Source organism: Comamonas sp. (assembly GCF_009360615.1).
GTDB lineage: Bacteria > Pseudomonadota > Gammaproteobacteria > Burkholderiales > Burkholderiaceae_C > Comamonas.
In genome coordinates this window covers 1-19,033 of the sequence record NZ_SPEY01000060.1, presented here as the reverse complement: position 1 = coordinate 19,033, position 19,033 = coordinate 1, and the positions used below count along the sequence as shown (strand labels likewise).

Annotated in this window: 15 protein-coding genes and 1 tRNA gene; all 16 read left to right on the top strand. The window is 60.5% G+C overall.

Features of this window, described 5'->3' with window-relative positions; all coding sequences use genetic code 11:
- Positions 1 to 84: 84 nt before the first annotated feature.
- Positions 85 to 1,416, top strand: coding sequence for an isocitrate lyase (aceA, locus tag E2583_RS16275; RefSeq protein WP_291597267.1), 1,332 nt, complete (start codon positions 85 to 87; stop codon positions 1,414 to 1,416).
- A gap of 321 nt (positions 1,417 to 1,737) precedes the next feature.
- Positions 1,738 to 3,657, top strand: a complete 1,920-nt coding sequence (thrS, locus tag E2583_RS16270; protein ID WP_291597266.1) for a threonine--tRNA ligase — start codon at positions 1,738 to 1,740, stop codon at positions 3,655 to 3,657.
- 82 nt (positions 3,658 to 3,739) lie between these two features.
- Positions 3,740 to 4,372, top strand: coding sequence for a translation initiation factor IF-3 (gene infC, locus E2583_RS16265; protein ID WP_080569844.1), 633 nt, complete (start codon positions 3,740 to 3,742; stop codon positions 4,370 to 4,372).
- Between the two features lie 192 nt (positions 4,373 to 4,564).
- Entirely contained in the window at positions 4,565 to 4,768 is a 204-nt protein-coding gene (gene rpmI / locus E2583_RS16260) for a 50S ribosomal protein L35 (RefSeq protein WP_003053571.1), read from the top strand.
- Positions 4,769 to 4,794: 26 nt separating this feature from the next.
- Positions 4,795 to 5,154, top strand: a complete 360-nt coding sequence (gene rplT / locus E2583_RS16255; RefSeq protein WP_003053572.1) for a 50S ribosomal protein L20 — start codon at positions 4,795 to 4,797, stop codon at positions 5,152 to 5,154.
- Positions 5,155 to 5,355: 201 nt separating this feature from the next.
- Positions 5,356 to 6,408, top strand: coding sequence for a phenylalanine--tRNA ligase subunit alpha (gene pheS / locus E2583_RS16250; protein WP_291597265.1), 1,053 nt, complete (start codon positions 5,356 to 5,358; stop codon positions 6,406 to 6,408).
- 165 nt (positions 6,409 to 6,573) lie between these two features.
- Positions 6,574 to 9,027 carry a phenylalanine--tRNA ligase subunit beta gene (pheT, locus tag E2583_RS16245; RefSeq protein ID WP_291597264.1) on the top strand — a complete coding sequence of 818 codons (2,454 nt, stop codon included), beginning with the start codon at positions 6,574 to 6,576 and terminating at the stop codon, positions 9,025 to 9,027.
- A 28-nt stretch (positions 9,028 to 9,055) separates the two neighbouring features.
- On the top strand, positions 9,056 to 9,382 hold the full coding sequence (locus tag E2583_RS16240; RefSeq protein ID WP_291597263.1) for an integration host factor subunit alpha: 327 nt from the start codon (positions 9,056 to 9,058) through the stop codon (positions 9,380 to 9,382).
- Positions 9,383 to 9,594: 212 nt separating this feature from the next.
- Positions 9,595 to 10,032, top strand: a complete 438-nt coding sequence (locus E2583_RS16235) for a MerR family transcriptional regulator (RefSeq protein ID WP_291597262.1) — start codon at positions 9,595 to 9,597, stop codon at positions 10,030 to 10,032.
- 30 nt (positions 10,033 to 10,062) lie between these two features.
- A tRNA-Pro gene (locus E2583_RS16230) sits at positions 10,063 to 10,139 on the top strand.
- Positions 10,140 to 10,954: 815 nt separating this feature from the next.
- Positions 10,955 to 12,478 carry a TolC family outer membrane protein gene (locus tag E2583_RS16225; protein WP_291597261.1) on the top strand — a complete coding sequence of 508 codons (1,524 nt, stop codon included), beginning with the start codon at positions 10,955 to 10,957 and terminating at the stop codon, positions 12,476 to 12,478.
- A 46-nt stretch (positions 12,479 to 12,524) separates the two neighbouring features.
- The gene (locus E2583_RS16220) at positions 12,525 to 12,761 is read left to right on the top strand and encodes a hypothetical protein (RefSeq protein WP_003053579.1); all 237 of its coding nucleotides are present in this window, start codon (positions 12,525 to 12,527) and stop codon (positions 12,759 to 12,761) included.
- A gap of 14 nt (positions 12,762 to 12,775) precedes the next feature.
- Complete coding sequence (locus E2583_RS16215) at positions 12,776 to 15,064, top strand: type I secretion system permease/ATPase (RefSeq protein ID WP_291597260.1); 2,289 nt, start codon at positions 12,776 to 12,778, stop codon at positions 15,062 to 15,064.
- Positions 15,061 to 16,473 carry an HlyD family type I secretion periplasmic adaptor subunit gene (locus E2583_RS16210; RefSeq protein WP_291597259.1) on the top strand — a complete coding sequence of 471 codons (1,413 nt, stop codon included), beginning with the start codon at positions 15,061 to 15,063 and terminating at the stop codon, positions 16,471 to 16,473. Before E2583_RS16215 ends, E2583_RS16210 begins: the two co-directional genes overlap by 4 nt.
- Before the next feature lie 33 nt (positions 16,474 to 16,506).
- A complete protein-coding gene (locus tag E2583_RS16205; protein WP_291597258.1) occupies positions 16,507 to 17,145 on the top strand; it encodes a response regulator transcription factor in 639 nt (212 codons plus the stop codon).
- A gap of 243 nt (positions 17,146 to 17,388) precedes the next feature.
- The coding region (locus E2583_RS16200) for a retention module-containing protein (RefSeq protein ID WP_291597257.1) at positions 17,389 to 19,033 on the top strand (1,645 nt) is incomplete at its 3' end.

The window sequence follows — 19,033 nt, the reverse complement described above, 5'->3', positions numbered from 1 at the left end:
CTCTGAAAAATCATCTTGCAGACATAAAGTACATCCCAAGGACGAACACCAACCCCATCTTGTTTAACCGCTAAGGAGTGCACCATGCCCCAATCCCTGACTCAGCAACTGAGCCGTGAACAGCAAATCGCAGCCCTCGAGAAAGACTGGGCTCAAAACCCTCGCTGGAAGAGCGTCAAGCGCGGCTACAGCGCTGCCGATGTGGTGCGCCTGCGTGGCAGCCTGCAGCCCGAGTACACCCTGGCCCAGCGCGGTGCCGAGGTGCTGTGGGACAAGATCAACGGCAGCTCCAAGAAGGGCTATGTGAATGCCTTCGGTGCCATTTCTGCGGGCCAGGCCATGCAGCAGGCCAAGGCCGGCCTGGAAGCCGTGTACCTCTCGGGCTGGCAGGTGGCCGCCGACGGCAACACCTCGGAGACCATGTATCCCGACCAGTCGCTGTACGCCTATGACTCCGTGCCCACCATGGTGCGCCGCATCAACAACACCTTCAAGCGTGCCGACGAAATCCAGTGGGGCAAGGGCATCAACCCTGGCGACAAGGAGTTCATCGACTACTTCCTGCCCATCGTGGCGGATGCCGAAGCCGGCTTTGGCGGCGTGCTCAACGCGTTCGAGCTGATGAAGAACATGATTCAGGCGGGCGCTGCCGGGGTCCACTTTGAAGATCAGTTGGCAGCGGTCAAGAAATGCGGCCACATGGGCGGCAAGGTGCTGGTGCCCACGCGTGAAGCGGTCGAGAAGCTGATTGCCGCCCGTTTTGCGGCTGACGTGATGGGGGTGCCCACCATCGTGCTGGCCCGTACCGACGCCGAAGCGGCCAATCTGATCACCAGCAACCACGACCAGAACGACATTCCGTTCCTGACGGGCGAGCGCACGCAGGAAGGCTTCTACCGTGTCAGGAACGGCCTGGAGCAATCCATCAGCCGTGGTGTGGCCTACGCACCCTACGCCGATCTGGTGTGGTGTGAAACCGGCGTGCCCGACATCGGATTTGCCCGCGAATTCGCCCAGGCCGTTCACGCAGCCTGCCCCGGCAAGCTGCTGAGCTACAACTGCTCGCCTTCGTTCAACTGGAAGAAGAACCTCAACGACAGCCAGATCGCCTCCTTCCAGGAAGACCTGTCCGCACTGGGGTACAAGTTCCAGTTCATCACGCTGGCCGGCATTCACAGCAACTGGTACAACACCTTCAAGTTCGCCCACGAGTACGCTCGCGGCGAGGGCATGAAGCACTACGTGGAAATGATCCAGGAGCCCGAATTCGCGGCACGTGACAAGGGCTACACCTTTGTCTCGCACCAGCAGGAAGTGGGCGCAGGTTACTTCGACGACGTGACCACCGTGATCCAGGGCGGCTCTTCCAGCGTCAAGGCGCTGACCGGTTCCACCGAGGAAGAGCAGTTCCATTGAGTCGCGTTGAATCGTGATTCTGTCCAGGTGAAAAAGGGGTTGTGCGCCCGGGGCGAAAGTCTCGGGCGCTTTTTTGTTTGCCGGGTTAAAATGACGTGACTTCAATTCACAAGGGCGAGAAAGGCATCAACGGTTATGACACCGCGAACTACATCGGAGATGTATTTCAGCTGCTGATGGCAGCTGTAGGTTCGCGCCTGCCCGAGATTGATCGACACCCTCATCAAAGCGCGGACTGGTTCCGCGCTTTTTGCTTTCAGGCAACTCCAAAGCTCTGGCGCTGGCCCTCACCCACACAAATTTGGTTTGACAAGGAATTTCATGATCAACATCACGCTCCCCGATGGCTCCAAGCGCGAGTATCCCGGCCCGGTTTCGGTTGCCGAAGTCGCTGCTTCGATCGGCTCCGGCCTGGCCAAGGCGGCACTGGCCGGCAAGATCAACGGCAAGGTCGTGGACACCAGCTTTGTGATCGAGCAGGATTCGCCACTGTCCATCATCACCGCCAAGGATGCGGACGGTCTGGAAGTGATCCGCCATTCCACCGCTCACTTGCTGGCGTATGCCGTCAAGGAGCTGTTTCCCGATGCCCAGGTCACCATCGGTCCAGTGATCGAAAATGGCTTCTACTACGACTTCTCGTACAAGCGCCCCTTCACGCCCGAAGATCTGGCCGCTATCGAAAAGAAGATGACCGAGCTGGCCAACAAGGACGAGCAGGTGGTGCGTCGTGTGCTGCCGCGCGACGAGGCCGTGCAGTACTTCAAGGGCATCGGCGAAGCCTACAAGGCCGAGATCATTGCCTCCATTCCCAGCAATGAGGATGTGAGTCTTTACCGCGAAGGCGCCTTCGAAGATCTGTGCCGCGGCCCCCACGTGCCCAGCACCGGCAAGCTCAAGCATTTCAAGCTGATGAAGGTGGCCGGTGCCTACTGGCGCGGCGACCATCGCAACGAAATGCTGCAGCGCATCTACGGCACGGCCTGGGCGACCAAGGATGAGCTGAACCAGTATCTGCACATGCTGGAAGAGGCCGAGAAGCGCGATCACCGCAAGCTGGGACGCGAGCTGGACCTGTTCCATATCGACGAGCATTCGCCTGGCACCGTTTTCTGGCATCCCAAGGGCTGGGCGGTCTGGCAGCAGGTCGAGCAGTACATGCGCCGCGTCTATCAGGACAACGGCTACCAGGAAGTCAAGGGTCCGCAGATTCTGGACAAGGGCCTGTGGGAGAAGACCGGCCACTGGGACAAGTACCGCGAAAACATGTTCACCACCGATTCGGAAAAGCGTGAATATGCCCTCAAGCCCATGAACTGCCCGGGCCACATCATCATCTTCAAGCAAGGCATCAAGAGCTATCGCGATCTGCCGCTGCGCTTTGGCGAGTTCGGCAACTGCCATCGCAACGAGCCCACGGGTTCGCTGCACGGCATCATGCGCGTGCGTGCCTTCACACAGGATGATGGTCACATCTTCTGTACCGAAGACCAGATTCAGGCGGAGGTGACGGCTTTCACCTCGCTGCTGCAGAAGGTGTATGCCGATTTCGGCTTCACCAATATTCTGTATCGCCTGTCGACCCGTCCCGAAAAGCGCATCGGCACCGATGAGGCCTGGGACAAGGCCGAGAACGCCCTGGCCGAAGGTCTGCGCGCATCGGGTTGCGAGTTCGAATACCTGCCCGGCGAGGGAGCCTTCTACGGCCCCAAGATCGAGTACACCTTGAAGGATGCTCTGGGCCGCGAATGGCAGTGCGGCACCATCCAGGTCGATCCCAACATGCCCGAGCGCCTTGATGCGGAATTCGTGGGTGAGGATGGCGAGCGCCATCGTCCCATCATGCTGCACCGAGCGATTCTGGGTTCGCTCGAGCGTTTCATCGGCATTTTGGTCGAACATCACTCGGGCGCGCTGCCTGCCTGGCTGGCTCCCGTGCAGGCTGCCGTGCTCAATATCACGGACGCTCAGGCCGACTATGCGCAGGAAGTTGCGCAGAAGCTGCAAAAAGCATTGCCGAATCAAAGCCTTAGGGTGGTCACAGATCTGCGCAATGAAAAGATTACGTATAAAATACGCGAGCATTCCATGCAGAAGCTGCCCTACATCCTTGTCGCAGGCGACAAGGAGAAGGCAGCTGGTGCGGTTGCAGTGCGCGCCCGGGGTAACAAAGACCTCGGTGTGATGTCGGTCGATGCATTCATTGAACTGCTCGCCAAGGACATCGCGGCCAAGGCCTGAAGCAGATTAATTTTTGTGGCGGGCCGGTCAGCGTGCAAGGCACGCTAGCCGGCTACGCTGTTGTAGCCATTTCAAACCAAGGGTGAAAACCATAGCTACTGAATTTCGCGATCGGCGCCACCGTGAAGAGCGCAAGCATCGACTGAACCGAGAAATCATGGCGCCTGAAGTGCGTCTGTCTGGTCCCGACAACGAGCCGCTGGGCATCGTGCCGCTGCAAGAAGCGCTGCGCATGGCCGGCGAGCTGGATGTCGACCTGGTGGAAATCGCGGCCAACGCATCTCCTCCGGTCTGCCGTTTGATGGATTACGGCAAGTTCAAGTACCAGGAACAGAAGAAGGCTGCCGAAGCCAAGGCCAAGCAGACCGTCATCGAAATCAAGGAAGTGAAGTTCCGCCCTGGTACGGATGATGGTGACTACAACATCAAGCTGCGCAATATCCGCCGTTTTCTGGCGGAAGGCGACAAGTGCAAGATCACGCTGCGTTTCCGCGGCCGTGAAATCACGCACCAGCAGCTGGGTCTGAATCTGCTCAACCGTCTGCGTGACGATCTGGCCGATTCCATCCAGGTGGAGCAGTTCCCCAAGCTGGAAGGCCGTCAGATGATCATGATGGTTGCGCCGGCTCGTGCAGGTGGCAAGAAGCCCGCTGGTGGTGCAAAACCACAAGGCGATGGTGTCGCTGCTGCACCTGAGGCTGCAGATAAGGCATAATTGCGGTTTTGCCTTTCGGGCAAGAGTGGGCTTGGCCCACTTTTGTTTTGTGCGGCAGACAAAGAATTTGCAGGCTTGCCTGCAATAGTCAGTCCGGCCTGGCCGGACTGACAAACAAGTGCCTCGGAGGCCAGCGAAGTGTGTGCGGGTTGCACACCGCCTTGCGAGCACAAATTCAATAGGAGCATTCACATGCCCAAAATGAAGACCAAGAGCAGCGCGAAGAAGCGTTTTCGCGTTCGTCCCGGTGGTACCGTCAAGCGCGGTCAAGCCTTCAAGCGTCACATCTTGACCAAGAAGACCACGAAGAACAAGCGTCACCTGCGTGGCATTGTCAACGTGCATTCCGGCGATATGGGCTCCATCGCAAAGATGTTGCCTTCCGCAGGCCTGTAATTCACTGACGAACTAGGAGAAAACACATGCCTCGCGTCAAACGTGGTGTAACGGCTCGCGCCCGTCACAAAAAAGTTCTGAATCTGGCCAAGGGTTTCCGCGGTCGCCGTGGTAACGTCTTCCGCGTTGCCAAGCAAGCGGTCATGAAGGCTGGTCAATATGCCTACCGTGACCGTCGTACCAAGAAGCGCGTGTTCCGTCAGCTGTGGATCGCTCGTATCAACGCTGCTGCACGTGAACTGGGTCTGACTTACAGCCAATTCGCCAACGGCCTGAAGAAGGCTGCCATCGAAATCGACCGCAAGATGCTGGCCGATATCGCCGTGCACGACAAGGCTGCTTTTGCAGCTATCGTCGACCAAGTCAAGGCCAAGCTGGCTGCCTGAGGTCACGATCGGTAGTTACTTCTTGTAGGACTTTTGCAGACAAGGATCCTCAAAGGCATTTGCCGATGGGCGAGCATCTTGCTTGAACTTGATTGCAGAAGTCGTGTCTTGTTCAGTAGCTGCTGATGCACAAACAGCAAGGGCTAGGGCTTGAAAAGGCACTAGCCCTTGTTTATTTTTACAAGTCGATAAAGAGTCGATATGAACGAGTTGGATTCTCTGGTCGAAAGCGCACAGCAACTGTTTGCGCAAGCCCACACCCCCGCTGATCTGGAAAATGCCAAGGCGCAGTTTCTGGGCAAGTCGGGCAAGATGACCGAGCTCATGAAGGGCATGGCGCAGCTTTCCGTCGAAGAGAAAAAGTCGCGCGGTGCCGCCATCAACGTGGCCAAGCAGGCGATCGAAGCGGCCTTGACCGCCCGTCGCAAGGCTTTGGCAGACGCTGAGCTGCAAGCCCATCTGAAGTCCGAGGTGCTGGATGTGACTCTGCCCGGTCGCCGTCGTGGCGCGGGAGGGCTGCACCCCGTCTCCATCACCATGGAGCGTATCGAGGGCATTTTCGGCTCCATGGGTTTTGATGTGGCCCAGGGTCCCGAGATCGAATCCGACTGGTTCAACTTCACGGCGCTGAACACGCCGGAAGACCATCCCGCGCGCTCCATGCACGACACCTTCTATGTCGAAGGCGGCACCCAGCACGCGCCCAATCTGCTGCGCACGCACACCAGCCCCATGCAGGTGCGCCATGCCGTGCAGCATGTCAAGAATTACCGCAATGCGCTCGATGCCGGCCAGACCATGCCCGAGATCCGCGTGATTGCTCCCGGCCGCACCTATCGTGTGGACTCGGATGCCACCCACTCGCCCATGTTCCATCAGTGCGAAGGCCTGTGGATCGGCGAGAACGTGAGCTTCAAGGATCTGAAAGTCGTTTTCACCGACTTCTGTAAGACCTTCTTCGAGCAGGATGATCTGGTCCTGCGTTTTCGCCCGAGCTTCTTCCCGTTCACCGAGCCTTCGGCCGAAATCGACATCCAGTTCCAGAGCGGTCCGCTGGCCGGCAAGTGGCTGGAGGTGGCGGGTTCTGGCCAGGTGCACCCCAATGTGGTGCGCAATATGGGCCTGGACCCCGAAAAATACATCGGCTTTGCCTTTGGCATGGGCCCCGACCGCCTGACCATGCTGCGTTATGGCGTGAACGACCTGCGCCTGTTCTTCGACGGCGACATCCGTTTCCTGTCGCAGTTTCAGTAATAAAAAAGTGAGCTGCTAGCGCATGCTATGAAATGATTTCAGATAGTTTTGATGCTGAAATCCTTATTAGCCGCGCGCTAATAGCTCATCTTTTTGAGATACGCATGCCCAGCCAGTGGCAGACCGCTTGCGGTGCGACTGGCATGAACGCCAAAGAGTCTGACTATGCAATTTCCTGAATCCTGGTTGCGCGAATACTGCAACCCCAATCTGACCACCCAGCAACTGGCCGATACCCTGACCATGGCCGGTCTGGAAGTGGAAGAGCTGGATCCTGTGGCGCCTCCCTTCACCGGTATCGTGGTCGGTGAAATCAAGGAAGCCGTGCAGCACCCCGACGCCGACCGCTTGCGCATCTGCCAGGTCGACGTGGGCGGCCCCGAGCTGCTGAACATCGTCTGCGGCGCGCCCAATGCGCGCGTGGGCATCCGCATTCCCTGCGCCACCGTGGGCGCCGAGCTGCCGCCCGGTGCCGATGGCAAACCCTTCAAGATCAAGATCGGCAAGCTGCGCGGCGTGCAGAGCTTTGGCATGCTGTGCTCGGCCAAGGAGCTGGGCATCGACGAAGACGCCAGCGGCCTGCTGGAGTTCCCCGCCGATGCGCCCCTGGGTCAGAACGTGCGCGAGTACCTGAACCTGGACGACACGCTGTTCACGCTCAAGCTCACGCCCAATCTGGCGCACTGCCTGAGCGTCTACGGTGTGGCGCGCGAGCTGTCGGCGCTGACCGGCACGCCTCTTAAAGCCCTGTCCTTCCCCGCTGCTGCCGTGGCCTCGCAAGACAAGCTGCCCGTCACGATCGAGGCGAGCGATCTGTGCGGGCGTTTCTCGGGGCGTATCGTGCGCAACGTCAACACCCAGGTGAAGACGCCCCAGTGGATGGTGGACCGTCTGGCGCGTTGCGGCCAGCGCTCGGTCAGCCCGCTGGTGGACATCTCCAACTATGTGATGTTCGAGCTGGGCCGTCCCAGCCATATCTTCGATCTGGACAAGATCAGCGGCGGCCTGAATGTGCGCTGGGGCAAGGAGGGCGAAACGCTCAAGCTGCTCAATGGCAACACCATCAAGATCGACGACTTCATCAAGGTCGGCGTGATTTCCGACGACAAGCAGGTCGAGTCGCTGGCCGGCATCATGGGCGGCGACGCCACGGCCGTGTCCGACGACACCAGGAACATCTACATCGAAGCCGCGTTCTGGTTCCCCAAGGCCGTGGCCGGCCGTTCGCGCCACTTCAACTTCTCGACCGACGCCGGTCACCGCTTCGAGCGCGGCGTGGACCCCGAGTTCACCACCGAGCACATCGAGCGCATCACCGCGCTGGTGCTGGAAATCTGCGGCACGCCCGAGACGCAAGTCGGTGCCATGGACGACCAGAAGCCCAATATGCCCGCCTCCAAGGCCGTGCAACTGCGCGTGGCGCGTGCGGCCAAGGTCATCGGCATGGCCGTGACGCAGCAGCAATGCCTGGATGCCCTGAACGGCCTGGGTCTGCCTGCCACCGTGGCTTCGGAAGGCGTGATTTCGGTGACTGCTCCGACCTTCCGCTTCGACATCAATCTGGAAGAAGATCTGATCGAGGAAGTGGCCCGCATGATCGGCTACGAAAACCTGCCGACCACCAAGCCGCTGGCCCCGATCTCGCCCAAGCTGCGCGCCGAGAACGAGCGCAGCCCCTATGCCGTGCGCCACGAGCTGGCGGGCCTGGGCTACCAGGAAACCATCAACTTCAGCTTTGTCGAAGAAAAGTGGGAGCAGGAGCTGGCCGGCAACAGCAACGCCATCAAGCTGCTCAACCCCATTGCCAGCCATCTGAGCGTGATGCGCTCGTCCCTGCTGGGCTCGCTGCTGCAGGTGCTCAAGTTCAACGTGGACCGCAAGGCTCAGCGCGTGCGTGTGTTCGAGCTGGGTCGCGTGTTCTTCAAGGACGACTCCGTGGTCGACTCCGACACCACCGTCAAGGGCTTTTATCAGCCCATGCGCGTGGCGGGTCTCGCCTACGGCGCTGCCGACCAGCTGCAATGGGGCAGGGCAGAAGCCAAGGTCGACTTCTACGACGTCAAGGGCGATGTGGAAGCACTGCTGGCACCGGCCAGGCCCGTGTTCGAGCCCGCCGAGCATCCGGCCATGCACCCTGGCCGCTGCGCACGCGTGCTGCTGGACGGCAAGGCCATCGGCTTTGTCGGCGAGCTGCATCCCCAGTGGCGCCAGGAATGGGATTTGGCCCAGGCTCCGGTGATGTTCGAGCTCGAGCTCGATGCCGTGCTGGCCCGCCAGGTGCCCGTTTTCAAGCCCGTGGCCAAGCACCAGGCCGTGGAGCGCGACATTGCCGTGGTCGTCAAGGAAGCCGTGACCCACGCCCAGGTGATGGAGGCCGTGCAGCAAGGTGTGCACGGCGGCATTCTGCGCTCTGCAGTGCTGTTCGACGTATTCCGTCCCAAGAAGCTCAAGGCGGGTGAGGAAGCTGCTGCGGGCGCTCTGGCACAGGATGAAAAGAGCCTGGCCGTGCGCCTGACGCTGGGCAGCGACACCGCATCGCTGACCGATGCGGAAATCGAGGCCGCCATGCAGGGCACCATTGCGGCTCTGGTGGAACGCGTTGCGGCTCGTCTGCGCTGATATGTTCAATCCACAAGGAGATCGACCCATGGAGCTTGCCGTAGAGAGCATCGACAGCCCCGCGTTGACCAAGGCGCAGCTGGCCGATCTGCTGTTTGACGAAATCGGTTTGAACAAGCGCGAAGCCAAGGACATGGTGGATGCGTTCTTTGACCTGATCTCGCAAAAGCTGGTGCAGGGGGAAGATGTCAAGCTCTCGGGCTTCGGCAACTTCCAGATCCGCACCAAGGCGCCGCGCCCCGGGCGCAACCCGCGCACCGGCGAGCTGATCCCCATCGCAGCGCGCCGCGTGGTGACCTTCCATGCCAGCAGCAAGCTCAAGGAGCTGATCCAGGGCGAAGGCACGGGATCCTGAGCAACTGGCACGCAGCCGATGTCCTGTCAAGCAGCGCATCGGTCACTGAAGAGCTGACAGTCTTGCGTCGCGCGCGGTGCAAGGTCCTGTCAGCTCTTCGCGCTATATTGCAAGGGCTTGCGCAGGCAGGAGTGCCGTGCCATCTCCGGATTTGCGCGAGCTGTGATTGAATCTCTTTCACCCATCCCTTCACTGACTGCTTGCAACCAGCCATGGCTTCATCTTTGCCAGCAATTCCTGCCAAGCGCTATTTCACCATCGGTGAAGTGGCGGATCTGTGCGACGTCAAGCCTCATGTGCTGCGTTACTGGGAGCAGGAGTTCGTGCAGCTCAAGCCCATGAAGCGGCGCGGCAATCGCCGCTACTATCAGCACCATGAGGTGCTGATGGTGCGGCGCATCCGTGAGCTGCTTTACGAGCAGGGCTTCACCATCAGCGGTGCCCGTAATCGTCTGCGTGAACTGGTGACCGGACATGGCAGGGCGGTCGACCCGCCGGTCTTGCCCGGGCTCGGGCAGGAGTTGTCGCAAACGCAGACGCATCTGCTGGCGGCCATGCTGGAGCAGAGCCCCCTGGAGTCCGTTGATGCCATGGGCATGGAAGAGGTCAAAGAGGAGCTTTTGCAGATCAGGGCGCTGCTTTCTCTCTGATGCCGAAATTCTGTGTATAATTCAAGTCTTCGGAATGTAGCGCAGCCTGGTAGCGCACTTGCATGGGGTGCAAGGGGTCGCGAGTTCGAATCCCGCCATTCCGACCAATCAGACAAGGGCTTCTGACTATCCAGTCAGAAGCCCTTTTTCTATTGCTGCGCCAATCCGGCCTGTAGCAATCGGTAAAGACTTTCCTGTAGGAGGCGGTCTGATTCTGCCGAATGGACCTGGCCCTGTCGGGGAATGCCGGACATGTAAACGGTATTGATTCTTGGCTTCTTTGATATAAAGAAGAAATGAAAAGAATTGCCAATTCCGGGCAAAAAGATTTGAACTTCGGCTGTCTGAGTGATTTTTGAAACAAATCCTTGCATGCGTTGTGCTAGATTTGCAATTGAATCCAATTGTTTGATGGTGTTGCCAGGAGATCCGCCATCAACGCACGGCTTCGCATGCAAGGTTATGCGTCAAGAACACCGGCCGGAAACCGGAGGCTCCGCCTTGCTATCGTGGAAAGGAAAATCTCCAAATGCGCTGTGTCTAGCCTGTCGCTGCTTCACAGCCTGTCCGCGTGATTTGCTTGATCCGGGGGGCGGAAACGCCGTTTCCCCGGCACCGCCGTGCGGTTGTTCGTCAAGCAACATGGATGAGTTTTGTCGATCAGGCAATCCGCTTGACCTGACCCTCAGTCTCCTGCGCGGCGCTGGCACGACGCCAAAGGTTGTGAGCAAGAGAGTTACAGAACTCCGTATGGCGGGTTCTGAGGCCGTCTGCGATGCCTTGTCGGGCTGCAGCGAGCCTGTCCACATTAACAACCAGCTTCCGCGGGAACGACTTTCAAGGTTGCACCGATTGCGCTCGCCAGCGTTCTGGCGGGTCAGACATCGCATTGCCCGGTCGGAGTCCAACAAGAGGGATATCAATGAAATTCAGTCAGATTGCACAAGTGGTTGCCACTCTGGGTGTGGCATCGTGGGCCATGGCAGGCATGGCTCAGACGACCATGAATGCGCAACAGGCCAGCGAACAAGGCGTCGCACTGCAAAAAGTGGTGGAGCAGGCGCTGATGACTCACCCCGAAGTGCAGGCGCGCTTCCAGGATTTCACGTCGTCGGTTGAAGGTCAGAACGTGGCCCGGGGCGGCTGGCGCCCACAAGTCACTGCGCAAGGCTGGGTCGGGCGCGAGTGGCGCAGCCATATTCAGGATTCACCCTCGCAGAACTGGAACCGTCCGGGCTGGAATCTGCAACTGCGCCAGCTGATCTTTGATGGTTTCACCACCAGCAGCAATATCCGCCAGCTGGGCTTTGAGAAGCTTTCAAAGTTCTACGATCTGCGTGCCACCACGGAGAACCTGGCCAATGATGTGGTCGCGGCCTATCTGGATGTGCAGCGCTACCGTGAAATGGAAAAGCTGGCGCGTGAGAACTTCGGCACCCATCAGGTGACGCTGGGCCAGCTGCGCGAGCGCCAGCAATCCGGCGTGGGACGAGGCGTGGACCTGGAGCAGGCCAGCGGTCGTCTGTCCCTGGCACAGACCAATCTGATGACCGAGAGCAACAACCTCAACGATGTGATGCAACGCTACCGTCGTGTGGTGGGCGAGTACCCGGCGGCTACGCTGGATCCCGTGCCTGAGGTGGCCGGCAAGCTGCCGGTGTCCGGGGTTGCGAAGGATTTTGGCGATTCGCTGCGCGCGAGTCCGCTGCTGCTGTCGAAGCAGGCCCTGGTGCAAGCGGCGGAGGCCGGTCAGAAGGCGGCCAAGGGCGCGCACATGCCCAAGCTGGAGCTGGTGGCGTCCACCGGCCGCGATCGCGACCAGAATTCGCCCTCCTACCGGGATGTGCAGAGTTCGCGGGTGCAGCTGATGCTGACCTACAACCTGTATCGCGGTGGTGCGGACGAGGCACGCCTGCGCCAGACCATTGCCCAGGGCTATGCAGCCCAGGACGTGCGCGACTACACCTGCCGCAACCTCCAGCAGGAACTGTCGATCACCTGGAACACCATGGCCCGTCTGCGTCAGCAAACGCCCTTCCTGCGTGAGCATGTGCTTTCCACCGCCAAGGTGCGCGTCGCCTACCAGCAGCAATTCAAGATCGGCCAGCGCTCGCTGCTGGATCTGTTGAACACGGAAAACGAGCTGTTCGATGCCCAGCGTGCCCTGGTCAATGCGCAATACGATCTGAAGAAGGCCGAGTATCAGTGGCTGACCTTGTCCAGCCAGATCCTGCCGGTGCTGGGACTCGCGCAGCCACATGAAGATAGCCGCCCGGATGAACAGCAGGCTCTGACCTTGCCGGATGATCTGTTGCGCAGCTGCAAATCCTCCGTGCCGGACACCACCAATCTGACGCCTGTGCCTGCCGCCATGGCGGCCGAGCAGGGCGCTCCTGCCCAAGCTCCGGTGCCGGTGTCAGCGCCTGCCGCAGCTGCCCGCCAGTGATGGCCGGGGACGTCTGGCGCATCTTTTGCGGGAGTTGATTAACAAGATGGATAAAAGCGATTCGCCACCTTCGGAGCGGTCTTCCCGGCAGGAGTTGTCGGCACTGGACGCGGATTTCATCCGTGTGCTCGAAGACTTGATTGACGCCTTGCTTGCCAATGGCACCTTGCGCCTGACGGACCTTCCGCCGCAGGCGCTCGAGAAGCTGAGCCAACGCAAGCAGGCGCGCCAGCGTATGCGTAATTCGCTGGACTTGATTGATGATGACGAAGAGCTTTTATAGGTTGATTGTTGAAGATGACCAAACCAGACGTTGAACCTACATTGGCATCGGACAGCGGTCCGGATACGGTCCAGAAGCGAGGGCATGGTGCTGCAGCGGAGCAGGCAGGCCCTGCGTTTCTGGGCACACGCAGCTCGGTGCGTGCAGCGGCTGAAGACTGGCGCATCCCGGCCCATGAGACCCATTCTGATCCCTTGCTGGATTGCCTGGTTCAGCTGACCCACCTGCACGGCAAGCCCTATACCGCGCAGGCGCTGAGCAATGGTCTGCCGCTGGTGGACCAGCGTCTGACGCCGTCACTGCTGGCTCGGGCTGCGGCGCGCGCGCAGTTCAGCACGCGCATCGTGCAGCGCGGTCTTGACGACATCCCCAAGGGTTTGCTGCCGGCAATTTTGCTGCTGCATGGCAGCCGTGCCTGCCTGCTGCTCAGGGCACAGGAGAACGGCCGCGTTCTTCTGCAGTATCCGGAGTCGGACAGTCCGGTCGAGGTTGAGGCCCAGGCATTGGAGCAGGACTACACAGGTCTGATGTGCTTTGTGCGTCCGCAGTTTCGCTTCGAAGCGCGCTCCCGGCAGCAAGGCATGGAGCCGCGCAGCAGTCACTGGTTCTGGGCCGTGATCCTGGAGAATCGGCGCCTGTATCGCGATGCCTTGCTGGCTGCCGTCCTCATCAATGTCTTTGCACTGGCCATGCCCTTGTTCAGCATGAATGTGTATGACCGGGTGGTGCCCAACAATGCGGTGGAAACCCTGTGGGTGCTGGCTATCGGCATTTCCCTGGTGCTGATCTTCAACTTCGTGCTGACAACGACACGCGCCTATGTCGTGGATGCTGCCAGCAAGCGCGTGGATGTGCAGTTGTCCGCGCAGATCATGGAGCGGGTTCTGGACCTGCGCATGGAGAGCCGGCCCGCATCCGTGGGCTCGTTTGCAGCCAATCTGCGCTCGTTCGAGTCGGTCCGCGACTTCATTGCATCTGCCAGTCTCACGACGCTGGTGGATCTCCCTTTTGTGCTGCTGTTCCTGGTGGCGATTGCCTGGGTTTCGCCCTGGATGCTGATTCCTCCCGTGGTGGCGATTGCCGCGATCTTGCTGGTTTCCTTCTGGGCCCAGGCGCGCATGGAGAGTCTGACGCTCAAGACCTTCCAGGCCTCGTCGCAGCGCAATGCGCTGCTCGTGGAGTCGCTGACCAATCTGGAAGCGGTCAAGACGCTCAATGCCCAGGGCGGAGTGCAGCGTCTGTGGGAGAGCTCCACCCAGTACATTGCCTATATGGGCGGCAAGATCAAGTTCATCTCCTCGGGCACGGTGAACTTTGTCCAGACCCTGCAGCAACTGGTCACCGTGGCGGTGGTCGTCATCGGCGTCTACCAGGTACAGGATTCGGCGCTGTCCATGGGCGGCATCATTGCCGCCTCCATGATTGCCGGCCGCTGCCTGGCGCCCTTTGGTCAGGTCGCGGGGCTGATGATGCAGTTCCACAACGCACGCACCTCCCTCAGTTCCATCGACAACTACATGAAGATGCCCGTGGAGCACGAAGCCGACCGGGAGTTCGTCTCACGTCCGGATCTGCGGGGGGGCATCGAGTTTCGCAATGTCAGCTTCAGCTACCCGGGCAGCGATCAGCCTAGTCTCTCGGGTGTGAGTTTTTCGGTCAGGCCCGGTGAGCGGGTTGGCATCATCGGACGTATTGGCTCGGGCAAGACCACGCTGGAAAAGCTGGTTCTGGGTCTTTATCAGCCCAGTGAGGGCTCGGTGCTGATCGATGGAGTGGATGCTCGCCAGATAGACCCCGTGGACCTGCGGCGTGCCATCGGGCACGTGCCGCAGGATCCGATGCTCTTCTATGGCAGCCTCAAGCACAACCTGCTGGTGGGGGCGCCGTTCGCGGGCGAGTCCGATATGTTGCATGCGGCGCGTATTGCCGGCGTGGATGAGTTCGTGGCGCGCAACCCCAAGGGCTATGACATGCTGGTGGGCGAGCGCGGCGAGTCGCTCTCTGGTGGCCAGCGCCAATCCATTGCGGTCGCCCGCGCCCTGATCAACGACCCGGCCATCCTGTTGCTGGATGAGCCCAGCAGCAATCTGGACAACCAGAGTGAAGCGCAGCTCAAACGCCGCCTGGAGGAGGCAGCCCAGAACAAGACCATTTTGCTGGTCACGCATCGCACGGCCTTGTTGACCCTGGTGGATCGGCTGATTGTGATCGACGGCGGCAAGATTGTTGCCGACGGTGCCAAGGAGCAGGTCATCGAGGCCTTGAAGCAGGGACGTATTGGTGGAGTAGGAGGGCGAGCATGAGCGAGTCCCAATCGGAAAAAAAGACATCGCGCTTCAGGGACGCAATCGCGGCGCGCTGGTCGCTGCTGGAGCGATGGCTGCTCGATGGCAGCGAGGTGGTGGGAACCCATGATCCGGAGGATCTCAAGGCCGACGCGCAGTGGGCAGCAGGGCAGCAGCAGGCGCGCGGCTCGCGCCTGCTGATATGGGTGGCCTTGGTCACCGTGCTGGTTCTGCTGCTCTGGGCCTGCCTGGGGCGCATCGACGAAGTGGTGCGGGGGCAGGGCAAGGTGGTTCCCTCGCGCCAGGTCCAGGTGGTGCAGAGCCTGGATGGCGGTATCGTCAAGGAAATCCTGGTGCATCCTGGCGAGCACGTGGAGAAGGGGCAGGTCATCCTGCGCATCGACCCCACGCGTTACAGCTCGTCCCTGGGAGAGAACAAGGCCGAGCTGCTGGCATTGAAGGCCAAAGCCGCGCGTCTTCAGGCCCTGGCATCGGGCGAGCCGTTCAAGGCTCCCGAAGATGTGCAGGCCATGGCGCCCCAGTTGGTGGAGATGGAGCGGCGCATGTGGGAGAGCCGGTCCCAGGAGCTCAACACCAATGTCAATATTGCGCGTGACCAGTTGCGCCAACGCCAGCAGGAACTGCGCGAAACCCAGGCCAATCGCGACCAGGCTGCATCCAGCTGCAGCCTGACTTCCGAAGAGCTGTCGGTGACCCGCCCCTTGCTCAAGAGTGGTGCCGTGTCCGAGGTGGACTTGCTGCGCCTGCAACGGGATGTGGCGCGCTTCTGCGGCGAGGCCAAGGCCGCAGGTGCGCAAATCGGGCGCATTCAGGCGGCGATTCAGGAGGCAGAGCGCAAGATTCAGGAGTCCGAGCTGAATATGCGCAATCAGTCCCGTTCCGAGCTCTCTGACACCCAGGCCAAACTGGGAACCCTGGAACAAGGCAAGGTGGCGCTGGAGGATCGTGTCAAGCTGGCCGAAGTGCGCTCGCCCGTGCGCGGCACGGTCAATACCCTGATGGCCAACACCATTGGCGGTGTCGTGCAGCCGGGCAAGGACATTCTGGACATCGTGCCGCTGGATGACACCTTGCTGATGGAAGTGCAGATCAATCCGCGCGACATCGGCTTCCTGCACTTTGGTCAACAGGCAGAGGTGAAGTTCACGGCCTATGACTTTGCCATCTATGGAGGCTTGCAGGGGAAATTGGAGCAGATCGGTGCCAACACGGTGACGGACGAGAAGGGAAATTCCTTCTATGTCGTGAAGGTCCGCACGGACAAGGCCCATGTGGGTGATGACTCGCGCCCCATCATTCCCGGAATGCAGGCTGAAGTGCATATCCTCACCGGCAAGCGTACCCTGATGCAGTATCTGCTCAAGCCCATCCTGCGTGCCAAGTCCAATGCATTGATCGAACGTTAGTTCATGGATCACCAACAATTAAAAAGGAACTCTATGAATGCCTTGCCTGTATTGATGCTGACTCAGGATGCCACGCTGTGGCAGGAATGGCAGCAGATCGCAGGCCCTCAGTGGATGCCTGCGCGCGGCCAGAACCTGGCCGATTTGCAACGCTGGAAGCAGCAAGGCCGTACCCTGGTGGTGCTGGATGCCGCCCTGCCATCCTTGCCGGCGTCGACAGCCTCGCGATGGGATGAATTGTTGAAGGATCTGCAGGTTCTGGTTCTCAGCAACCGTCCCAGTGATGAGGAAGGTCGGCAGCTGCTGTCCCGAGGCGCCTGTGGCTACGCACATGCGCAGTCCGGCTCGGAAGTGCTGTCCAGGATGTTGCAAAGCATGGCCGGCGGCAACATCTGGCTTGGCCGCTCCCTGTTGCAGCGCTTGTTGCGCGATGTGGACGCCCGACTGCCTGAGCAGGAGTCGGACTGGGCTGAAGCATTGTCCGCACGTGAGCAGGAGGTGGCCCGCTATGCCTCGATGGGTGACAGCAATGCGGAGATTGCCGAACGCATGTCTATCAGCGAGCGTACCGTGCGTGCCCATCTGTCAGCGGTTTTTGAAAAGCTGCAGGTACAGGATCGGCTGATGCTGACCTTGAAGGTTCATGGTATCGGGCGCAAGCAACTGGCCTGAGTCCGACCTGGTGCTCTCCGGTGCCTGCCGCTGGAGTGTTGCTTGCAGAAAAGCCTGAAGCCTGCATGTTGCAGGCTTCAGGCTTTTTTGATCTGGAGCAGCAGAGATTGGATAAAACAGAGCCCGATTGGCTTTGACGCCAATAGTGCCCCGGGGCCCCGGCTCCTACCATGTCAGCCGAAACATTGGAGAGGTGCCTCTGTGCACCTTCGCTTTTTACTCTGACTGGATAGGCAGACCCTCATGGCAGCTCAAACCGTTCTCGTTACCAAACTCACCGGCCAGGCTTGGATGCGTGGTCCTGATGGCAATCTGACGGTGCTCCACGAAGGCATGCGTATCCCCGCCGATGCCGAGATCGTCACGGCGTCCGGCAGCACCGTGCAGTTGCAAGCGGATGGACAGCCGCCGCTGATTGTGGGCGAGAACCAGGACGTGCATCTCACGGCGGACCTGATTCAGCCGCCTACCGTGGAAGAGGCTGCTGTGGCCAGTCCCGCGAATGCGCAGATCGAGCAGATCATTGCGGCCATCAATGCTGGTCAGGACCCGTTCGATGAGCTGGATCCCACGGCGGCCACATTGTCCGGCGGCAGCGAAGGCGGCAGCACGTTTGTGCGCCTTTCCAGCATCATCGAGGCAGTGGCACCGCTGGCACTGGAATACGGGCGCTCTGCTCCAGCAACGACCGTGCTTCCCGTGTTCAGTGGGGTGGGGGCTTTGCCAGACATCACCGAGTCAGTCACGCCCATTCAACCGGCAACAAGCACTCCTCAGGCCAGTGCGGATTCGGGAGTGATCTTCGAAGATGCAGCATCTGCGCTGCAAGGCAATGTACTCGCCAATGACAAGCTGGGTGCAGGCGGCATCACAGAGCACCGGGTTAGCCTGGTCGGCGCAGACCAAGGACAGTACGGCAAGATCACCCTCAATTCCGATGGCAGCTATAGCTATCAGCTCAATAGCGGCCTGAAGGCCGTGCAGGCATTGGCTGAAGGTGAGACCCTGGTCGAGACCTTTACCTACACTCTGGTCGATAAAGACGGTGCCAGCTCTACTGCGACATTGACTGTCACCATCGTCGGTACCAACGATGCCCCCGTTCTCAGTGGCAACACGGACGGCGCTGTGGTCGAAGACGGTGCTACCCGCGCCACCGGCAAGCTCGACGTCAGCGACGTCGACACCACCGACACCCACACCTGGAGCGTGAACAACGGCGGCAAGGGCAGCTACGGCTCCTTCTCCGTGGACGGCTCGGGCAACTGGACCTACAACCTGGACAACGCCAACCAGGACGTGCAGGCCCTCAAGAGCGGCCAGTCCATCACCGAGAGCTTCACCGTCACCGTCGACGACGGCCACGGCGGCAAGGCCACGCAGGTCGTCACGGTCACCATCAACGGCACCGACGACGGCGCCATCATCACCCCGGCCCAGCCCGGCGATGACAAGGGCACCGTCACCGAAGACGTCACCCTGAGCACCGGCGGCCAGCTGACCGTCACCGACCCCGATGCGGGCCAGGCCGTGTTCCTGCCCCAGACCAATGCAGCGGGCCAGCATGGCAGCTTCTCCATCGATGCCGACGGCAAGTGGAGCTACCAGCTGAACAACGGCGATGCGGCCGTCCAGGGCCTGGGCGCCGGCAAGACGCTGACCGAGACCTTCACGGTCACCACGGCGGACGGCACCACCGGCCAGGTCGTGGTCACCATCGTGGGCACCAACGACGCTCCGGTGCTCACCGGCAAGGCCGATGGCGCCGTGACCGAAGACGGCACCCTGGTGGCCACCGGCAAGCTCGACGTCAGCGACGTCGACACCACCGACACCCACACCTGGAGCGTGAACAACGGCGGCAAGGGCAGCTACGGCTCCTTCTCCG

Coding starts and splice junctions, on each gene's coding strand:
- aceA (WP_291597267.1), top strand. CDS start 85: ATGCCCCAATCCCTGACTCAGCAACTGAGCCGTGAACAGCAAATCGCA.
- thrS (WP_291597266.1), top strand. CDS start 1,738: ATGATCAACATCACGCTCCCCGATGGCTCCAAGCGCGAGTATCCCGGC.
- rpmI (WP_003053571.1), top strand. CDS start 4,565: ATGCCCAAAATGAAGACCAAGAGCAGCGCGAAGAAGCGTTTTCGCGTT.
- rplT (WP_003053572.1), top strand. CDS start 4,795: ATGCCTCGCGTCAAACGTGGTGTAACGGCTCGCGCCCGTCACAAAAAA.
- pheS (WP_291597265.1), top strand. CDS start 5,356: ATGAACGAGTTGGATTCTCTGGTCGAAAGCGCACAGCAACTGTTTGCG.
- pheT (WP_291597264.1), top strand. CDS start 6,574: ATGCAATTTCCTGAATCCTGGTTGCGCGAATACTGCAACCCCAATCTG.
- E2583_RS16240 (WP_291597263.1), top strand. CDS start 9,056: ATGGAGCTTGCCGTAGAGAGCATCGACAGCCCCGCGTTGACCAAGGCG.
- E2583_RS16235 (WP_291597262.1), top strand. CDS start 9,595: ATGGCTTCATCTTTGCCAGCAATTCCTGCCAAGCGCTATTTCACCATC.
- E2583_RS16225 (WP_291597261.1), top strand. CDS start 10,955: ATGAAATTCAGTCAGATTGCACAAGTGGTTGCCACTCTGGGTGTGGCA.
- E2583_RS16220 (WP_003053579.1), top strand. CDS start 12,525: ATGGATAAAAGCGATTCGCCACCTTCGGAGCGGTCTTCCCGGCAGGAG.
- E2583_RS16215 (WP_291597260.1), top strand. CDS start 12,776: ATGACCAAACCAGACGTTGAACCTACATTGGCATCGGACAGCGGTCCG.
- E2583_RS16210 (WP_291597259.1), top strand. CDS start 15,061: ATGAGCGAGTCCCAATCGGAAAAAAAGACATCGCGCTTCAGGGACGCA.
- E2583_RS16205 (WP_291597258.1), top strand. CDS start 16,507: ATGAATGCCTTGCCTGTATTGATGCTGACTCAGGATGCCACGCTGTGG.